This is a genomic window from Flavobacterium sp. (assembly GCF_027484205.1).
Classification (GTDB): domain Bacteria; phylum Bacteroidota; class Bacteroidia; order Flavobacteriales; family Flavobacteriaceae; genus Flavobacterium.
Window position 1 is genome coordinate 231366 of the sequence record NZ_JAIXUB010000013.1, and the last position, 17568, is coordinate 248933.

Below are 17568 nucleotides of genomic sequence, written 5' to 3' on the forward strand. Positions count from 1 at the left end.
TTTTTAGCAATAAAAATTTAAAAATAACTTTGCGCCTTAGTGTCTTTGCGGCAAAAAAAATAGCGTCTTAAAATATGAACGAAATAAAAATATTCTGTCCAGCAACAATCGCCAATCTGAATTGCGGATTTGACGTTATGGGAACATGTTTAGAAGGAATTGGTGACGAAATGATTATCAGAAAGATATCTGAAAAAGGTATTAGAATCTCCAAAATAACTGGTGCCGACTTACCAATGGAAACCGAAAAAAATGTAGCTGGTGTTGCAGGTTTGGCTATTATTAAAAATTTGAATTTAGATTTTGGTTTCGAAATAGAAATTCATAAAAAAATTAAAGCTGGAAGTGGCATCGGAAGTTCATCTGCAAGTGCTGCTGGAGCTGTTTTTGGAATCAACGAATTACTTGGTAAACCATTCTCAAAACACGATTTGGTAGATTTTGCCATGAAAGGAGAAGCAATTGCAAGTGGTTGCGAACATGCAGATAATGTTGCTCCTTGCCTACTTGGTGGATTCACTTTAGTTCGAGGTAACAATCCTTTGGATGTGATTCGAATTGAAAGTCCTAGCGAACTTTACGCAGTTGTTTTACATCCGCATATTGAGGTAAAAACTGCGGATGCTCGTGCGGTTTTACAACCTATGATTCCACTAAAAAACGCTATTACACAAACAGGAAATCTTGGTGGATTAATTGCTGGATTGTACACTTCTGATTATGAATTAATTGGTCGTTCTCTAAAAGATGTCATCATCGAACCTTTAAGAAAACATTTAATCCCTAATTTTGATGAAGTTAAAAATGCTGCATTACTAAATGGTGCTTTAGGTTCAGGAATTTCTGGAGCTGGACCATCGATTTTCGCACTTTGTAAAGGACAAGACAAAGCTGAAAAAGTAGCTTTTGCCATGAGTGAAAGTTATCAAAATACAGGAATTGCATTTGATATGCACATTTCAAGAATCAATCCAAATGGAGTTACTATAATTACGAATTAAAAATTAAAAAAAAACCGTGGAAATCAGTCCCGAAGTTTTGGGACGAAGCATCCGTTTAATCCACTTTCAAAAAAAACATGAAATATTACAGTTTAAACAATAAACAACATCTAGTTTCTTTCGAAGAAGCAGTTATTCAAGGGCTTGCGTCTGATAGAGGATTGTATTTTCCTGAAATAATTACTCAATTACCGCAATCTTTTTTTGAGAATATTGAAAATTTTTCTAATGAAGAAATTGCGTTTAATGCCATACAACAATTTGTAGGCGACGACATTCCTGAATCAGAATTAAAGCAAATCATATCGGAAACCTTATCGTTTGATTTTCCATTAGTTTCAGTCGAAGAAAACATTTTTTCACTAGAATTATTTCATGGTCCAACAATGGCTTTTAAAGATGTTGGTGCCCGATTTATGTCAAGATGTTTGGCTTATTTTAATCGAAATAAAGATCAAAAAAATACCGTTTTGGTTGCAACTTCTGGAGATACTGGTGGCGCTGTTGCGAGTGGATTTCTTGGTGTAAAAGGTGTTGAAGTTGTGATTCTTTATCCGTCAGGAAAAGTTAGTGATATTCAAGAACGACAATTGACGACTTTAGGTCAAAACATTACCGCTCTTGAAGTGGATGGCGTTTTTGACGATTGCCAAGACATGGTCAAAAAAGCATTTCTTGATGAAGATTTGAATTACAAAAATTTAACTTCGGCAAATTCTATAAATATCGCTCGTTGGTTGCCTCAAATGTTTTATTTCTTCTTTGCATACAAAGAATTGAAAAAACACAACAAACCTTTAATAGTATCTTGCCCAAGTGGAAATTTCGGAAATATTTGCGCTGGAATTATGGCTAAAAAATTAGGTTTGCCACTAACCCATTTTGTTGCTTCTACCAATGCCAATGATACAATTCCAAGATTTTTAGAAAACGGAATTTACGATGCAAAGCCATCTGTTGCAACAATTTCCAATGCTATGGATGTTGGAAACCCAAGTAACTTCGTTCGAATTCAGAAAATGTATAACAATGATTTGTCTGAATTTGAAAAAGATTTCTCTTCTTACACATACACTGATGACGAGACCAAATTTGCTATGAAAAATATTCATATTAATTCAGGTTATATTGCCGAACCTCATGGTGCTGTTGGTTATTTGGGGTTGAAAAAAGAACTTGAAAAACAACCTAACTCGATTGGTTTTTTCTTAGAGACAGCACATCCTATCAAATTCTTAGATATTGTTGAACCAACTCTAAATATAAAATTAGATATTCCAAGTCAAATTGAAAGTGTACTTAATAAAGAAAAAGTAAGTATTAAGATTAAGAGTTATGACGAATTGAAATCTTTTTTAAATCATTAATTTACATTTAGTTTACTGTTTTTGTAACCATAAATGAAGTAAAATATCAATCCTAAAACCAACCAAATTCCAAACCACATCCAGTTAGAAACTGCCATTCCTGTTAACAAATAACAACAAGAAACCAATCCTAATAAAGGAATTAATGATAAGTTTTTGGTAAAGGATAAAAAAGTCATTACAATACAAACTAAAAGAAAAACTAACATTGGAAGATTGCTAGCCATTTTTCCTTCTGAAAAATCAAAAACATCAGTAAAAAATGTTGGAACATATGTTTGAATTAAAACAATAGCAGCGACCATAATCAGAGGAAAAATAAATTTAGAATTTACATAAGGAATTCTAAATTTTCCTTTGGTTGCTCTCTCTGCAAGTTCAGTTTCACTTTGTGGAGAAAGCATTAAAACTCCACCACAAACCAATACAAACGCAAATAAAGTACCTATACTTGTAAAATCTAATACAAAATTTTCATCCGTAAAAAATATTGGAAGTCCAACAACTAATCCTGTAACAATGGTAGCAAAACCAGGTGTTTTATATTTTGGATGTATTTCTGCAAACTTACTCGGCATTAAACCGTCTCTTGACATTGTCATCCAAATTCTAGGCTGTCCCATTTGAAAAACTAATAATACACTTGTCATGGCTACTACTGCAGCAATTGACACAATAAACAACATCCATTTTACACCTTTTAAAGCAAAAATTTCAGCCAATGGATCACTTACACCAAGTAATTCGTAGGAAACCATACCAGTAATCACTAAAGCAAGAACTATAAAAACTAAAGTACAAATTACCAAAGAATAAATCATTCCACGTGGTAAATCTCGTTGAGGATTTTTACTTTCTTCTGCCAAAGTTGAAACTGCATCAAAACCAATGTAAGCAAAGAATACAGCTGAAACTCCGCCCATAACTCCGCTAAATCCATTAGGCATAAATGGCGTCCAATTATCAATATCTATATAAAAAGCTCCAACAACTATTACTAATAAAATTATAGCCAACTTAATGTAAACCATTACATTACTAAAGTTTTTGGACTCTTTTGTTCCTCTGTAAACCAAATAAGTAATCAAAATATTTATCACAACAGCAGGCAAATCAAATATGATTTTTAAACCTCCAATAACTGGTGCATTTTGCCATGCAGCCAAACCTTCTACTCCTTTGTTAGCCACAAAAGCATCTTGTGCAGATTTATAATTTATAGTCAACCATTCTGGTAAGTGAATGTGAAAGGTTTCTAATAAATTGGTGAAATAACCACTCCATGAAAATGCTATATAAATATTACCTATCGAATATTCCATAATCAATGCCCAACCGATAATCCAAGCAAATAATTCTCCAAAAGAAACATACGCATACGTGTATGCGCTACCTGAAACTGGAACTCTTGATGCAAACTCAGCATAACACATTGCTGTAAAACCACATGCTACAGCACACATAATGTACAGCAAAATTACTGCTGGTCCACCTGAGAAACATGCATTTCCAATAGCACTGAAAGTTCCTCCACCAATAATTGCAGCGATTCCAAAAAAAGTTAAATCTCTAACATTTAATACTTTATTCAGTCCTGAATGATCGCCATCGCCACCTTGTTGTAAAATTGTTGAAGTTGGTTTTCTTCTGAATAAATTAGTTAATGACATCTTGATAGTTTGTTAATGTTAGAAAAACAAATATAATATAATTTCACTTTGATTTACAAAATTGAAAAAATAACAAACTATAATTAAAATCTATTAAAAAATAAATTTAAAACATAAATTATCTATACTGTAGTGACTTTTAATTTATAAATTTGTCAATATTGAAATTCAAAATTTAAACATTCATCAATAAAATAGTTTTAAAATTAAACAATTACTAAAAATTTATGGAACATTCAAACGACATTAGCAAATGCCCATTTCATCAAAATCAAAAAGGTTTAAGCGATGGTGTTAAAAACCAAGATTGGTGGCCAAAAGCACTTAATTTAGATATTTTACACCAACATGATTCCAAAACTAATCCACTTGGAGAAAGTTTTGATTATGCATCAGAATTCAAAAAATTAGATTTACAAGCTTTAAAAAACGACTTGAAAGCTTTCATGACTGATAGTCAAGATTGGTGGCCTGCTGATTGGGGTCACTATGGTGGATTAATGATTAGAATGGCATGGCATGCAGCAGGAACTTACAGAATTGCAGATGGTCGTGGTGGCGCAGGAACAGGAAACCTTCGTTTTGCTCCTTTAAATAGTTGGCCAGATAATGGAAACTTAGATAAAGCTAGACGACTTTTGTGGCCAATTAAAAAGAAATATGGTAACAAAATTTCATGGGCAGATTTAATGATACTTGCTGGAACAATGGCTTATGAATCTATGGGATTAAAAGTTTTTGGATTTGCTGGTGGACGTGAAGATATTTGGCATCCAGAAAAAGATATTTATTGGGGTGCAGAAAAAGAATGGTTAGCAAAATCTGGTGGTGAAGGAAGTCGCTATTCTGGTGAAAGAAATTTAGAAAATCCATTGGCAGCTGTAATGATGGGATTAATTTACGTAAATCCTGAAGGTGTTGACGGACAACCTGATCCATTAAAAACGGCTCATGATGTCCGTATCACATTCCAAAGAATGGCTATGAATGATGAAGAAACAGTGGCGTTAACTGCTGGTGGACATACCGTTGGAAAAGCACACGGAAATGGAGACGCGTCAGTTTTAGGTCCAGAACCAGAAGCTGGAGGAATTGAAAATCAAGGATTTGGTTGGTTAAATCCAAAAGGCAACGGAAATGGCGCCGATACAGTAACGAGTGGTCTTGAAGGTGCTTGGACGACACATCCAACACGTTGGGATAATGAATATTTCGATTTGTTATTAAACCACGATTGGGAATTAAGAAAAAGTCCTGCTGGAGCATGGCAATGGGAACCAATAAATATGAAAGAAGAAGACAAACCTGTTGATGCTCACAATCCATCGGTTAGAAAAAATCCAATTATGACCGATGCCGATATGGCTATGAAAATGGATCCAGCTTACAGGGTAATTTCAGAGCGTTTCCATAATGATCAAGCTTATTTTTCAGAAGTTTTTGCAAGAGCTTGGTTCAAATTAACTCATAGAGATTTAGGACCAAAAGACCGATATTTAGGTGCGGATGTTCCTGCTGAAGATTTGATTTGGCAAGATCCAGTTCCAAAAGTAGATTATACTTTATCGGATGCTGAAATCGAAGAATTAAAAGCAAAATTATTGAACTGCGGACTAACAAGAGCCGAACTAATTAATACCGCTTGGGACAGCGCAAGAACTTTTAGAGGTTCTGATTTTAGAGGTGGCGCAAACGGTTCAAGAATTCGATTAGAGCCACAAAGAAATTGGGTAGCTAATGAACCTGAAAGATTACATAGAGTTTTATCAAAACTTGCAGAAATTCAAGCAGGTTTAAGTAAAAAAGTTAGTCTTGCCGATTTGATTGTTCTTGGTGGAACAGCAGCTATCGAAAAAGCAGCGCAAGAAGGTGGATTTAACGTAAAAGTTCCTTTCAATGCAGGAAGAGGCGATGCTTCACAAGAAATGACTGATGTAGAATCATTTGAAGTATTAGAACCAACAAACGATGCTTTCAGAAACTTCATGAAATCTAAATATGTGGTACAACCTGAAGAATTAATGCTGGATAAAGCACAACTTCTAGGATTAACAGCTTCAGAAATGACGGTTTTAATTGGTGGAATGCGTGTTCTTGGAACCAACTATGGTGGAACAAAACATGGAGTTTTCACAAATAACGAAGGAGTTTTGAGTAATGATTTCTTTGTGAATTTAACCGATATGAACTACAGTTGGAAACCAGCAGGTGACAACTTATATAACATTGTTGACAAAAAATCGGGTGCAACTAAATGGACTGCTACTAGAGTGGACTTAGTTTTTGGTTCCAACTCAGTTTTGAGATCTTACGCAGAAGTGTATGCCCAAGACGATAACAAAGAAAAATTTGTCCAAGATTTTATTCATGCTTGGTCAAAAGTGATGCATTTAGATCGTTTTGATTTGAAATAAGATTCCCCAAATTATTATTGTTTTTCTATAAAACCATCTTTTTAAGGTGGTTTTTGTTTTTTATGCAATAAATGACATTAAAAAATACACATAATAAAATTTTTATACCAATATTTTGTAAGAAATATATTGATAATTTTTCTCTATTAATCCATCGGAAAATATAATAAATATCATGTTTTATTTCTGATTCTCGCCGTAAATTTGCACTCAGAAAAACATTAATAATTTTAAAATAAAACAATCATGGCATTAGTTGGAAAACAATTCCCAAACATTACAGTAGATGCAATCTCTTTTATGGGAGATAATTTAAGAATCAACGTTTTAGAAGAAGCTAAAAACAACAAGAAAAAAGTAATTTTATTCTGGTATCCAAAAGATTTTACATTTGTTTGTCCTACAGAATTACACGCTTTTCAGGCAGCTTTAGGAGAATTTGAAAACAGAAATACTATGGTAATTGGTGCTTCTTGTGATACTAACGAAGTACACTTTGCTTGGTTAAATACGGCTAAAGACAATGGTGGAATTGAAGGTGTAACTTATCCAATTTTGGCTGATACAACTCGTAATCTTTCAGCTGCTTTAGATATTCTTGATGCAGAATGGGTTTACAACGAGGAAATCAATGACGAAATTCTTGAAGGTTCTAATGTAACTTTTAGAGCAACATACTTAATTGACGAAGACGGAAAAATCTTCCACGAAAGTGTAAACGATATGCCATTAGGAAGAAACGTAAACGAGTACTTGAGATTAATCGATGCTTACACTCACGTTCAAACTAAAGGTGAAGTTTGTCCTGCAAACTGGGAAGAAGGAAAAGACGCAATGAGCGCTGATAGAAATTCTACTGCAGCTTATTTAGCTTCACACTAATAAATATCAATCAAAATGACAATGGCAATGTCAAAAAAAATTAAATTTTGACATTGCTATTGCTATTGAAATTTTAAAATTATGTTTACAGAAATAGAACAAGATAATTTAGCCGAAGTAGTAGCTTCAAATGATGTGGTTGTTGTGCAATATGCAGCAAGTTGGTGTGGCAATTGTCGTATTATGAAACCAAAATTCAAACTATTGGCTTCACAAAACGAAAGCGTTCCATTTTTAATTGTAGATGCTGAAAAATTCCCTGAGTCAAGAAAAATGGCAAAAGTGGATAATCTTCCAACCTTTGCAACATTTAAAAATGGTGTTTTAGTAAACCAAAGCCAAACAACTAAATTAGAAGTATTGACAGAATTGGTGCATGAAGTAGTTTAATTATTGGGTTAAAAGTTTAAATGTTTAGGAGGTTAAAAGGGAATAAACATAAAGTATACAACAATTAAACTCTCAAACTACTTAACTCTTAAACTTTTAAACTCTTAAACTTCTAAACCCTAACATTTAACACATGAAATTACCTGTAATAAAACACTTAACGCAATTTATTGAAGACAACGATCAAGACTATTTAGTTGAAACGATTGAAGTTTTAGAAAATCTTTGCGAAGTTCCGAGTTTGAAGGATGAAGAATTAGAAGTCATTGGCGAGTTAATTTCTAATATGTATGGCGCCATCGAAGTTCATAAAATGATTAAAGACGGCAAAGACAAGAAAGAAGCACTCAACGACTTCATGAAACGTGTCCTCGGCTCAATCGATAAATAAAAGACAAACTCTCAAGCAATTGGGAGTTTTTTTTGTCTAAAATAAATTGAAACCATTTAATATATTTTAATATATTTACTAAGACATAAATCTATACTTTGTCAGACATATACAACCTTATTTGGGTGTGTTTGTCTGAGAAAGTTATAAATATATAATAGTTGGTGATAATTTTGGATGACGACGACGAAAACAGAAAAAATGATTGAAAATATAAAACCTGTTATAACAAAGGTTGGTTTAATTTATGGCAGAGACGCTATATTTTTAGACAAAGTCAACTTTATTAATGAAGAAACTTTTGAACTTTTAGGAGAGTTTTCTGGTTCACTTTGCAAAAACTTAAATGATAATAATGATGTCAAATTTAAAATAGTTTTCAAAAATGTTCATTTATTCAAAATGACAGAACTTGACTTTGACGAAGTTGAATACAAATCTTCATTTGACGAAATTGAAAACTCAATTCAAATAAACAAAATGGTTGAAATTGACAATCAAAACAACTTAAAAAAAATTGATAAAACATACAAGCATTATATTTTTAGAACTTACGATACAGTTTTTGAAATAATTGGAAAAGATTATAGTCTTGAAATAAATTAATAAGATGAAATATTTAGAATCTGCAAACGCATCATCATTTGATAACTTTAATATTGATAATTTGTATTTAGCATTTGAAGAGTTAGAAAATTCAGACGAAGAACACGGAGCATTTTGGGTAGTTGACGAAGAAGAAAATGTTTTAGAAATTCATAAAGATTTAAAATTGATTGCCATATTTCCAGAAAACAGCAAAAATCAAATAACAAAACAATTAAAAAATATAGATGAAGCTAAGAAAATATTTGTAGAATTTATGAATGGGGATATTGAAAAATTAATGTCCGAAATTCTACATAAATCAAAAAAAATGCCTCCAACAGGCGTTTAGCAAGATTGCGAATTTTTTAGTAAATTCACGTTTATTTCTCGCAAGAAATTTTATCTTTGATAGAAAAATTATCGGTTCCAAAGCCGCAACGAGTTCTGCGCACGAAACGTTGTACTACATTTTAAATCAATACTTTGTAAAAACCAAAATGAAAGAATATCTATTAGAAAAAAAAGTTTGGACAGAAAATGACTTTGAAAAAATGGGGTGGCATGACTGTAATATTTACGGTTTAATTTTTCAAAATACAAACACAGATAATAAATATACAACTGATCTCATTTTCGACATAGATTATATTTTTAAATGGGTATCTCCAATTCCACCTAAGCTAAACTTTTCATTTTGGGTTTCTCCTTGTTCTCTTATTTTCACCGATGCGTTTGCATTAACAATAGACATTGACAGAAGAGGCGGAACAACTGATTTGCTAGAAATTGAGGATTTATACTTAATAGATAAAATTGAACAAGAAAAAAATAAATGGATTTATGAATGGTCAATAGATTTACAAGAAGGAAAAATAAATTTTAAGTCATCAGGTTTTAAACAAATTGTTAGACAGAATCCAATTTTTACCGAATCACAAGCTTTAACTTTAAATCAACGAAACGGAATCAATTTTGATATAAAATAGATATATTTTAAACATCAAATAATTATTAAAAAATAAAATCTTACAGAAAAAGCGTCGCAAAACTAATGTTTTAAGCTATGGCTAGGCCTGGGATTTATCTATAAAACTTCTGTGAAAATTTTTTTTCTTACAAAACAAATTGCGTTTTCAAATATTCGGTATATTTGTTGTTGTCAGTGAGCAAATTAAGCCAATGCTAGAAGCAGCAAAACGTTGGCAGTAATAATTCAAAAAAATGAGCTTAACAGAAAACCAAATATCAGAATTCAACAAACATTATAATAAAGGATGTTCACTTCAAAATGGAATAATTTTACTTGACGGTTACAAACCTAAAAGTCTTGGATTCTTTGAAAAAATTAAAGCAAAGAAAGCGTTGAAATCATTTGAAGCCGCTTTAGAAATTTACCCCGAAAGTTGGCAATCATTATTCTTTATTGGAAAAATATATCAACGAATGAGAGAATTTGAAAAATCACTAAGTTATATTGAAAAATCAATTACTTATGAAAGTTCAAACCATGTTCTTTTCCAAGAAGCATCTTTAGTTGCTATGCATCTAAATCAAATAGAAAAATCTATTGAGTTTTCAGAAATATCAATAAAAATTAGTCCAGAGAATTTTGCATTATTAGGAAATCATGCTATTAATTTACTTGTAGCCAAGAAAGACGATGAAGCCATAAAAATAATAGAAAAAGCTCTTTCAATAAACCCAAATGACACTTACAACCTAAGAATAAAAAAGAAGATTGAAAACGTGATTTTGAAAAAAGAAAAGCGCCCAACTTTTAAAGACGCTATTGGTTAAAATTATTACCGCCAACTGTCGTTTGGCAAGATTGAGAATTTTGTGGTAAATTCACTTTTTTCTTTCGCAAGATTTTTTTAATGTCAATAAACCCACAAACTCCAATTTACAATCATTTTTACAATATTTACATTTTTATTTACAATCAAAATTATTCAGTCTTAAAAATATCAATCTAGTTTTGCAATATCAATTTAAAAATAGGAAAACTATGAAAAAAAACACTTCTATGCTGCACTTACTATTCATTATAGTAATCGGACTTGTATTTGCTAATTGTGAAAACAAAAACGAAACTAAGTCAACAACTCCAAAGACTTTGACTATTGCTGACAAAAATTCGCAACTCGAAAAAAAGAAAAAATGGGAAGCTTCTCCTGATGGCATCCTTTTCAATGAATGGAAAAATTCTGATGAAGGTAAAAAAATACAGGCTAGTCATAATAAAATAAAGAAACAACTTAAAGAATTCTCTGGTATGGAAGCTGTAGTGACTTCTGTTACTTTTCAGCGTGAAAACACAAAATCAGGACCAAAATGGCTGATTGTTAAAATTGACGATGAAGAATACATGATGCAATTTATTCCTAAAGATTTTAAACCATTAAGTAATTTAAAAGTTAACGACAAAATAATTGTAAAAAGTCGCAATGCAAGTTTTTCACCAAATCATCCTTATTTGATTCTATCAAGCGATTATATTGAACAAAATAATGAGGTGCTTTTTAAACGTGACCTAAGCAAAAATAAAGGTTGCTAATATATTGATTTGTAACAATGTTAATTAAAGTACTCTTATTTAAAATAAAGTTTACTCTAAAAAAGTCTGTGAATTTTTATTGACTTTGTGTTAATTTAATTTAATTATGTATGAAAAAATCATTAGCAATCTTATTAATTTTATTTATTTCAGTTTCATATTCTCAAAATACAAATCTTAATGAAGAGAATCTAAAAAAAGTTTTATGCAAAACTTGGATTATAGATTACATAATTGAAAATGGGAAAAAAATTGTTGATGATGAAAACTTTAAAGAACATATAATCAAATTTAGTAATAATAAAACTTATGAAATAAAATCTGAGATTGGCTATAAAACATATAAATGGGAATACAATAAAACAAAAAAATGTGTTGAATTATTTGTTGAAAATAAAGTTGCATTACAAATAAAATCAATAGATGATGAAAATTTAATTTTGATTCCAATTTTAGAAGAAAAAAAATCAAAAAACATAATTCATTTAAAGCCTATAAAATAAAAAACACAATAATCAACAAACATTTTTCCCTACTTTTGAAAAATGGAAATTCTTTTAATTTCAATTGTAGCGTTTTTTGTTGCTATTCTTACCTTCTTTTCAGGGTTTGGATTAGGAACTATTTTGACGCCTATCATGATGATTTTCTTTCCAGTAGAAGTAGCAATCGCCTTGACTGGCGTAGTTCATTTTTCGAACAATATTTTCAAATTAGTTTTAGTAGGCAAAAATTTCAATAAAGAAGTGTTGCTTCGTTTTGGAATTCCTGCGGTTCTTTTTGCTTTTATTGGCGCTTTAATTTTAGTCAAAATACCCAATTTTGAACCGCTTTACTCCTACCAACTTTTTGGAAAAACATTTGAAATATTCCCACTAAAATTGCTTGTGGCACTTTTCATGATGTTTTTTGCCGTAATTGATTTGATTCCGTATTTCAATAACTTAAAATTTGACAAATCAAAACTACCTATTGGTGGCGCTTTGAGTGGTTTTTTTGGAGGATTAACTGGTGCGCAAGGTGCTTTGAGAAGTGCGTTTTTAATTCGTGCAGGATTGACTAAAGAAGCGTTTATTGGAACTACGGTTGTCATTTCATCGTTTGTAGATTTCACTCGTTTAAGCGTTTACGCCACACGAATCATGAATTTAGATTTGAAAGAAAATTTGCCCTTACTCCTTTGTGCCACACTTTCAGCAATGACTGGTGCTTTCATTGGAAATAAATTATTAAAGAAAGTTACTTTAAAATTTTTACAATATTCGGTTGCAATTTTATTGTTGGTTTTGTCATTCGCATTTGGATTAGGAATTATTTAATCACTATATGACGTAACATCAATGAAATTTGATATGAAACATTTTTCCTATCTTGCACTTGATTTCATAATGGATAAACATGAATAAAATTACCTTAGTTTCCTTTTTATCAATTATTTCAATAGTAAGTTTTGCTCAAAACAACCTTATTGAATATAAGTCTCGACCAAAGGAATTTGAAAATTTTCAAACGATTAGCGATAGTGTTGTTGCACTAAAAACTATTTCAGAGCAAGTAAGTTCGCCTTCGTTTCAAAGCAAACTTCCCTATCCTATTTTATTCATTCACGGATTGAATTCAAGTTCCGAAACTTGGAATACGACCACAAGTTATTTGAATAGTCAATATTCCTATACTTTTGGCGGACGATTTGATTTTTGCTTGAATGCTGATAGCAATAATGTTACGACCAATAAAAATTTTTATCCAACGGCAAATGCCGATATCATTGCCTTTGAATCCTCAGTTCAAAATGGCGATTATTATTACATAAATTTCAATGTTAATCCAAATGGTACTGTTGGTACAACGGTTTTGAGTAATCAATCGGCGGTTGCTAAACAAGGTGCAGCTTTAAAAGTTGCCATTCAACGCGTTATGGAAATAACAGGCAAAAATAAAGTAATAATTGCCAGCCACAGTATGGGCGGATTAGCTTCAAGAGAATACATTCAAAATTCAGAAAATTGGCAATCCGATAATTACCATCATGTGGCAAAATTACTTTGCATTGGAACTCCACATGGCGGAAGCAACGCAAGTGACAATGCTTTAGCCTTTTTCACTGGAACTGATTTACAATCAGAGGCGATTCGCGATTTAAAGTCGACCTATTATTATAGTGGTGAAGCAGGAAGATATTTATTTGGCGGAAGCGAAATTCAGGATGCTAGCAATATGAATGATAATTCCAATACTCCTGATTTTTATAATGTTGACATCAATTGCAATGGCGTTTTAGGCGAATCTATTTTGGGCTTGAACCAAAAACCAATCGATAACTTGATAGATTTTTCGTGCTTTATTGGAAGAATTACAAACTTTTTTGGAACGAATATTACAACCGATGGAATTGTTGCCGAACCATCATCAAATTTGAATCATTATTATCCAACATTGACTTATCCTGCAAAATTATTTTATTATAATTCGGGCTACGATTTAATTGAAAATCACACAGAATTGACGAGTTATTATTATGAAATTATGCAAGGTTTAGACGAACCTAATTTTAAAGAATTGGCTTATTGGATTGATACCAACAAAATTTATTTCGGATTTACGACGATTCAAAATCCTGTTTCAGAAGATGTTGACTATTTTAAATTTACTACTACTGAATCTATAAATGCGACTGTTTCAGTTTCAAATATTGTAACAAGTTCTATGAATGCTAGTATTTTAGACGCATCAGGAGTTGCTGTTGGAGCGATTCAAAACAACAGCGGAAGCAATTTGAATTTTAATAGAACACTATCGCCTGGAGATTATTTTTTAAAAATAAGCAGTACCAATCCAACCAATACTAATTACCAAACGCCTTATCAATTTACTATTTCCACAACACTTTCAGAAAATGCTGTTGACGTTGAAGCGTTGACTTTTTATCCAAATCCTGTAGAAGATGTGTTACATTTAGATCATTTTGAAATTCAAAAAGCAACAATTTATAATCTTTCAGGTCAGTTGATTACCGAAAAACAATTTGAAAATCAAACCACAAATACTTTAGATTTATCCGAACTTGAATCAGGAATGTATTTGATTAAATTAAAAAATAATACCGAAGAAAAAACCATAAAAATTATAAAAAAATAAAATTACTGCTTTATAAATAAACATCAAGCTCTCAATAAATTGGGAGTTTTTTTGTTTGCGATTTGTGGGAATTCGGTTATCTTTGATAAGCTATTATAATATCAAATAGGTTAAATAACAATTACTTATAATTCGACAAAAAAATAAACTATTTTAAAAATGGAAAAGAAAAACGATAAATGGAAAGTTGGATTTTGGATTTACTTTATCATTTCAATAATTCTAATACTATATTTATTTGCTAAAAATAATAGTAATCAAGTTCATTTAGCATTTACAAAAATGGATAAAACTCTTATTGAACAAGATTTAAAAATGATTTCTGAAATTATAAATAATACCGATTTATCAAGAACAGAAATTCTGAATGAAATTAAAAAAAACAAATTTTATAATATAGAAAATTCTGAGAACAATAAAATTGAATTTGGTAGAGTAATTCTTAACTTTGAAAAAGAAAAGTTAGTAAAATTAGAAATTAAAGAGAGTGAAATAGATATTTTACTAAGGTAAAAAAAAGAATAAATAGAAAAACTTAATTTAAAATTTCGGATTTGCAAATCTTCAAACTTCATGAAATCTGAGAATATTAGCATAAATCGATAAAAAAGGAACTTGATTAACCACTTCACAGAACATGAAAGTACTAAATAAAATATTTTTAATTTCTTTCTTTGTTTTCTTCTTGTTTAGTTGTAAAAACTCTAAACATGAAAAAAGTAATCCAAAAAAAGATTCTGTCTGGAATGCAAGAGTTGAAAAAATCAATTTTTATAAATCAAAAACGGATAGCTTAAATAAAATTTTATATTGGAAAAAAACAAATTATGGTTTATGGAAATCTAAAAATGGTGATTTAGCAATTAAATCTCAAGCGAGTAATGAACAACAAATAAATATTGAAAAATACATAACTCAATTGTGTTGTGAAGGAAAAGAAATCAAAAATGTTGTCGATACTTTAACTTTTAAATATTTGGGTAGTTCATTTTATAAAGACAAAAAGAATGTTTATACTCATTATGTAATGTCAGATGGAGGAAACTTTTGGATTGTAGAAATGGCAGACGCAAAAACATTTGAAGTCATTGGAAAAAGTTGCTATGCAAAAGATAAAAATTACATTTATGGAGAAAGAGCAATGAAGATGAACAGCGTTGATTATAAAACTTTTAAAACTTGTGATGACTGTAGTTGTTTCGCTAAAGATAAAAATGGATATTATTTTTGGGATAGTAAAATTGACTTAAATGAAGTTAATGATGATGAAACAAAAAAAATAATAGAAAAACTTAAAAAACTATAATTTCTGATAAAAATGTTTTATGAAATTAAGAATAGTCGCTAACATATTGGAAAAAAATCATTTCCTTTATTTTGACTATTCTAATTTGGTTCCCAATTTTAATTTCTTTGGAAATAAAAAAGAGATTTTAGAAAACACCCTTTACATCGTTTACTCTTCAACGTTTTTCAACTTATTTTAAAATTAAGTTCCTAAAAAATAACCATTTGAATCTTTTAGAATATTTTAAATAAGCAGATTTATTTTTGAGTTTTTTTTTACATTTGGCTAATAACTAATTAAGAAAAATAAAAGTAAAAGTTTTAAACATAGCATTTTGAAATGGGTGAGTACAAAAATAGTAGTTGTATAAATTGCAGTACCGAAATAATTGGAAAATTTTGTCACAATTGCAGTCAAAAATCAAACACACAACGTCTTGATATTAAACATTTTATACAACATGACATTATTCATGGCGTATTTCATTTTGATAAAGGTTTGCCCTTTACATTAAAAGAAATCATTCTCAGACCTTCAATTGTTGCAAAAAACTACATTGAGGGAAAAAGAGTTCGATACTATAATTTCTTTTATTTGACTTTGGTAATTATTGGTTTCACAATATTGGCTCAATCCTTCATCGATAAACCTAGTTTTAGAAACAACAACCCAAATTACTTGAAAAGCTTGAATTTTGCACGAGAGAATATCAAATATATTTTGCTATCCTTTATACCATTTTTTGCGATTTCATCAAGAATAGTGTATCGAAAAGTAAAACTTAATTTTGCTGAACATTGTATTATTGCAAGTATATGCTTAATCTATTTTTTAATGTTCAACTTATTATCTGACTTCTTAAAAATATTGAATTTGGATGATAACACTAATCCCATAATAAATATAATAACAGCTACAACCATTATCACAATTTATTATCAAGTTTTTAGCGAATACTACCAAAACAAGAGATACTTAAACGTAATAAACGCAATTTTAACCTTGTTCTTTTTTATTATTTTCTTTGTGTTGCTTGTATCGTTTATCGTATTATTCATAACGATGAAAGCCGAATAATAATGATTTAAAATTAAATTTAAACCAACAGCCAAATAAAGTTTATTAAACAAAATTTTGGGTCAAAACCCCAAATAAGTTGCAATACAATCACAGAAGTAGTAATGATGATTGGCTTTTTGTATTTGATAATAAAGTTTTTCATATTACTTACTAATTTTTGAAAAAATATAATACATTTCTGATGCAATTTGCAAACTGCGTTCTGCGTACTTTTTATTCATAATTTCGGTTCCATCAAAAGCTTTTGGATCATCATATTTGATTGGAAATCTGGCTTCTGCACCAAAAACCATTGGACAACCTTCATCAGCATTATTGCAAGTCATGATGGCTCCAAAATTACTTTTCGGATTAAAATCATCAAAATAGGTTTTAGAAAAACAGATAATAGAATGTTGATTTTCATCAAATTTCACAGCATAAACTGGGTTATTTTCTTTACTAAGTTTCTGAATTTCAAATCCTTGTTTGGTCAATGTTTCTGCTACTTTCGGAAACATCGCAGTAGCTTCTGTTCCACCAGAATAACAAAAAACATCTTTTATTCCAAAATGAAAAGCCATTGTTTGTGCCCAAATTTGTGACAAATGACTTCTTCTGGAATTGTGTGTACAAATAAAATTCAAACGAATCTCTTCATTTGAATTTACTTTGTTTTGAATATAATCCACCAAAGGATTTAAAACTTCTTTTCGTTCGTTTGGAATTGAAATTTCAGTAATTGTTTGTATTGTATTTGATAAATTTTCTAACATAAATTAAGTTTTAACAGCAAAGAGCACAATGTTTTAAGCAAGGTTCC

19 protein-coding genes are annotated in these 17568 nt (G+C 30.4%); 17 read left to right on the top strand and 2 right to left on the bottom strand.

Annotated features, from left to right (window positions below; genetic code table 11):
- The first annotated feature begins 74 nt into the window (after window positions 1-74).
- Both Q0049_RS05230 and thrC read left to right on the top strand, forming a co-directional pair.
- Window positions 75-1001, top strand: coding sequence for a homoserine kinase (locus tag Q0049_RS05230; RefSeq protein WP_298117325.1), 927 nt, complete (start codon window positions 75-77; stop codon window positions 999-1001).
- 77 nt (window positions 1002-1078) lie between these two features.
- Complete coding sequence (thrC, locus tag Q0049_RS05235; protein WP_298117327.1) at window positions 1079-2368, top strand: threonine synthase; 1290 nt, start codon at window positions 1079-1081, stop codon at window positions 2366-2368.
- Here the strand turns inward: thrC and Q0049_RS05240 are convergent.
- Window positions 2365-4038 carry an amino acid permease gene (locus tag Q0049_RS05240; protein ID WP_298117329.1) on the bottom strand — a complete coding sequence of 558 codons (1674 nt, stop codon included), beginning with the start codon at window positions 4036-4038 and terminating at the stop codon, window positions 2365-2367. The two genes, thrC and Q0049_RS05240, sit on opposite strands and share 4 nt — an antisense overlap.
- A gap of 227 nt (window positions 4039-4265) precedes the next feature.
- On the opposite strand from Q0049_RS05240, the gene katG reads away from it, so the two are divergent.
- From katG to Q0049_RS16650, 15 genes are all read left to right on the top strand, one after another.
- Entirely contained in the window at window positions 4266-6452 is a 2187-nt protein-coding gene (katG, locus tag Q0049_RS05245) for a catalase/peroxidase HPI (protein WP_298117331.1), read from the top strand.
- Between the two features lie 246 nt (window positions 6453-6698).
- Complete coding sequence (locus Q0049_RS05250) at window positions 6699-7334, top strand: peroxiredoxin (protein WP_298117333.1); 636 nt, start codon at window positions 6699-6701, stop codon at window positions 7332-7334.
- A gap of 81 nt (window positions 7335-7415) precedes the next feature.
- A complete protein-coding gene (locus Q0049_RS05255) occupies window positions 7416-7724 on the top strand; it encodes a thioredoxin family protein (RefSeq protein ID WP_298117335.1) in 309 nt (102 codons plus the stop codon).
- Between the two features lie 133 nt (window positions 7725-7857).
- Window positions 7858-8115: a hypothetical protein gene (locus Q0049_RS05260; protein WP_298117337.1), complete on the top strand. Its 258-nt coding sequence runs from the start codon at window positions 7858-7860 to the stop codon at window positions 8113-8115.
- Between the two features lie 201 nt (window positions 8116-8316).
- Complete coding sequence (locus Q0049_RS05265; protein ID WP_298117339.1) at window positions 8317-8721, top strand: hypothetical protein; 405 nt, start codon at window positions 8317-8319, stop codon at window positions 8719-8721.
- A gap of 4 nt (window positions 8722-8725) precedes the next feature.
- On the top strand, window positions 8726-9052 hold the full coding sequence (locus Q0049_RS05270) for a hypothetical protein (RefSeq protein ID WP_298117341.1): 327 nt from the start codon (window positions 8726-8728) through the stop codon (window positions 9050-9052).
- Between the two features lie 148 nt (window positions 9053-9200).
- A complete protein-coding gene (locus Q0049_RS05275; protein WP_298117344.1) occupies window positions 9201-9689 on the top strand; it encodes a hypothetical protein in 489 nt (162 codons plus the stop codon).
- Window positions 9690-9924: 235 nt separating this feature from the next.
- Entirely contained in the window at window positions 9925-10500 is a 576-nt protein-coding gene (locus Q0049_RS05280; protein ID WP_298117346.1) for a hypothetical protein, read from the top strand.
- Between the two features lie 211 nt (window positions 10501-10711).
- A complete protein-coding gene (locus Q0049_RS05285) occupies window positions 10712-11260 on the top strand; it encodes a hypothetical protein (RefSeq protein ID WP_298117348.1) in 549 nt (182 codons plus the stop codon).
- A gap of 110 nt (window positions 11261-11370) precedes the next feature.
- On the top strand, window positions 11371-11763 hold the full coding sequence (locus Q0049_RS05290) for a hypothetical protein (RefSeq protein ID WP_298117350.1): 393 nt from the start codon (window positions 11371-11373) through the stop codon (window positions 11761-11763).
- Window positions 11764-11805: 42 nt separating this feature from the next.
- Complete coding sequence (locus Q0049_RS05295; protein ID WP_298117352.1) at window positions 11806-12579, top strand: sulfite exporter TauE/SafE family protein; 774 nt, start codon at window positions 11806-11808, stop codon at window positions 12577-12579.
- A 79-nt stretch (window positions 12580-12658) separates the two neighbouring features.
- Window positions 12659-14398 (top strand): T9SS type A sorting domain-containing protein, encoded by a 1740-nt coding sequence (locus Q0049_RS05300; protein WP_298117354.1) that lies wholly within the window; start codon window positions 12659-12661, stop codon window positions 14396-14398.
- Between the two features lie 159 nt (window positions 14399-14557).
- Window positions 14558-14911 carry a hypothetical protein gene (locus Q0049_RS05305; protein ID WP_298117357.1) on the top strand — a complete coding sequence of 118 codons (354 nt, stop codon included), beginning with the start codon at window positions 14558-14560 and terminating at the stop codon, window positions 14909-14911.
- Window positions 14912-15035: 124 nt separating this feature from the next.
- The gene (locus Q0049_RS05310; RefSeq protein ID WP_298117359.1) at window positions 15036-15704 is read left to right on the top strand and encodes a DKNYY domain-containing protein; all 669 of its coding nucleotides are present in this window, start codon (window positions 15036-15038) and stop codon (window positions 15702-15704) included.
- A 321-nt stretch (window positions 15705-16025) separates the two neighbouring features.
- Window positions 16026-16763, top strand: a complete 738-nt coding sequence (locus Q0049_RS16650; protein WP_367178945.1) for a DUF3667 domain-containing protein — start codon at window positions 16026-16028, stop codon at window positions 16761-16763.
- A 146-nt stretch (window positions 16764-16909) separates the two neighbouring features.
- Here Q0049_RS16650 and Q0049_RS05315 read toward each other — a convergent pair whose 3' ends face one another.
- The gene (locus Q0049_RS05315) at window positions 16910-17521 is read right to left on the bottom strand and encodes a protein-tyrosine-phosphatase (RefSeq protein WP_298117360.1); all 612 of its coding nucleotides are present in this window, start codon (window positions 17519-17521) and stop codon (window positions 16910-16912) included.
- Between the last annotated feature and the right edge of the window lie 47 nt (window positions 17522-17568).

Bases quoted from the DNA above. Each gene is read 5' to 3' on its own strand.
- Q0049_RS05315 (WP_298117360.1), bottom strand. From the start codon at position 17,521: ATGTTAGAAAATTTATCAAATACAATACAAACAATTACTGAAATTTCA.
- katG (WP_298117331.1), top strand. From the start codon at position 4,266: ATGGAACATTCAAACGACATTAGCAAATGCCCATTTCATCAAAATCAA.
- Q0049_RS05295 (WP_298117352.1), top strand. From the start codon at position 11,806: ATGGAAATTCTTTTAATTTCAATTGTAGCGTTTTTTGTTGCTATTCTT.
- thrC (WP_298117327.1), top strand. From the start codon at position 1,079: ATGAAATATTACAGTTTAAACAATAAACAACATCTAGTTTCTTTCGAA.
- Q0049_RS05280 (WP_298117346.1), top strand. From the start codon at position 9,925: ATGAGCTTAACAGAAAACCAAATATCAGAATTCAACAAACATTATAAT.
- Q0049_RS16650 (WP_367178945.1), top strand. From the start codon at position 16,026: ATGGGTGAGTACAAAAATAGTAGTTGTATAAATTGCAGTACCGAAATA.
- Q0049_RS05305 (WP_298117357.1), top strand. From the start codon at position 14,558: ATGGAAAAGAAAAACGATAAATGGAAAGTTGGATTTTGGATTTACTTT.
- Q0049_RS05290 (WP_298117350.1), top strand. From the start codon at position 11,371: ATGAAAAAATCATTAGCAATCTTATTAATTTTATTTATTTCAGTTTCA.
- Q0049_RS05275 (WP_298117344.1), top strand. From the start codon at position 9,201: ATGAAAGAATATCTATTAGAAAAAAAAGTTTGGACAGAAAATGACTTT.
- Q0049_RS05250 (WP_298117333.1), top strand. From the start codon at position 6,699: ATGGCATTAGTTGGAAAACAATTCCCAAACATTACAGTAGATGCAATC.
- Q0049_RS05285 (WP_298117348.1), top strand. From the start codon at position 10,712: ATGAAAAAAAACACTTCTATGCTGCACTTACTATTCATTATAGTAATC.
- Q0049_RS05240 (WP_298117329.1), bottom strand. From the start codon at position 4,038: ATGTCATTAACTAATTTATTCAGAAGAAAACCAACTTCAACAATTTTA.
- Q0049_RS05310 (WP_298117359.1), top strand. From the start codon at position 15,036: ATGAAAGTACTAAATAAAATATTTTTAATTTCTTTCTTTGTTTTCTTC.
- Q0049_RS05270 (WP_298117341.1), top strand. From the start codon at position 8,726: ATGAAATATTTAGAATCTGCAAACGCATCATCATTTGATAACTTTAAT.
- Q0049_RS05255 (WP_298117335.1), top strand. From the start codon at position 7,416: ATGTTTACAGAAATAGAACAAGATAATTTAGCCGAAGTAGTAGCTTCA.
- Q0049_RS05260 (WP_298117337.1), top strand. From the start codon at position 7,858: ATGAAATTACCTGTAATAAAACACTTAACGCAATTTATTGAAGACAAC.
- Q0049_RS05230 (WP_298117325.1), top strand. From the start codon at position 75: ATGAACGAAATAAAAATATTCTGTCCAGCAACAATCGCCAATCTGAAT.
- Q0049_RS05300 (WP_298117354.1), top strand. From the start codon at position 12,659: ATGAATAAAATTACCTTAGTTTCCTTTTTATCAATTATTTCAATAGTA.
- Q0049_RS05265 (WP_298117339.1), top strand. From the start codon at position 8,317: ATGATTGAAAATATAAAACCTGTTATAACAAAGGTTGGTTTAATTTAT.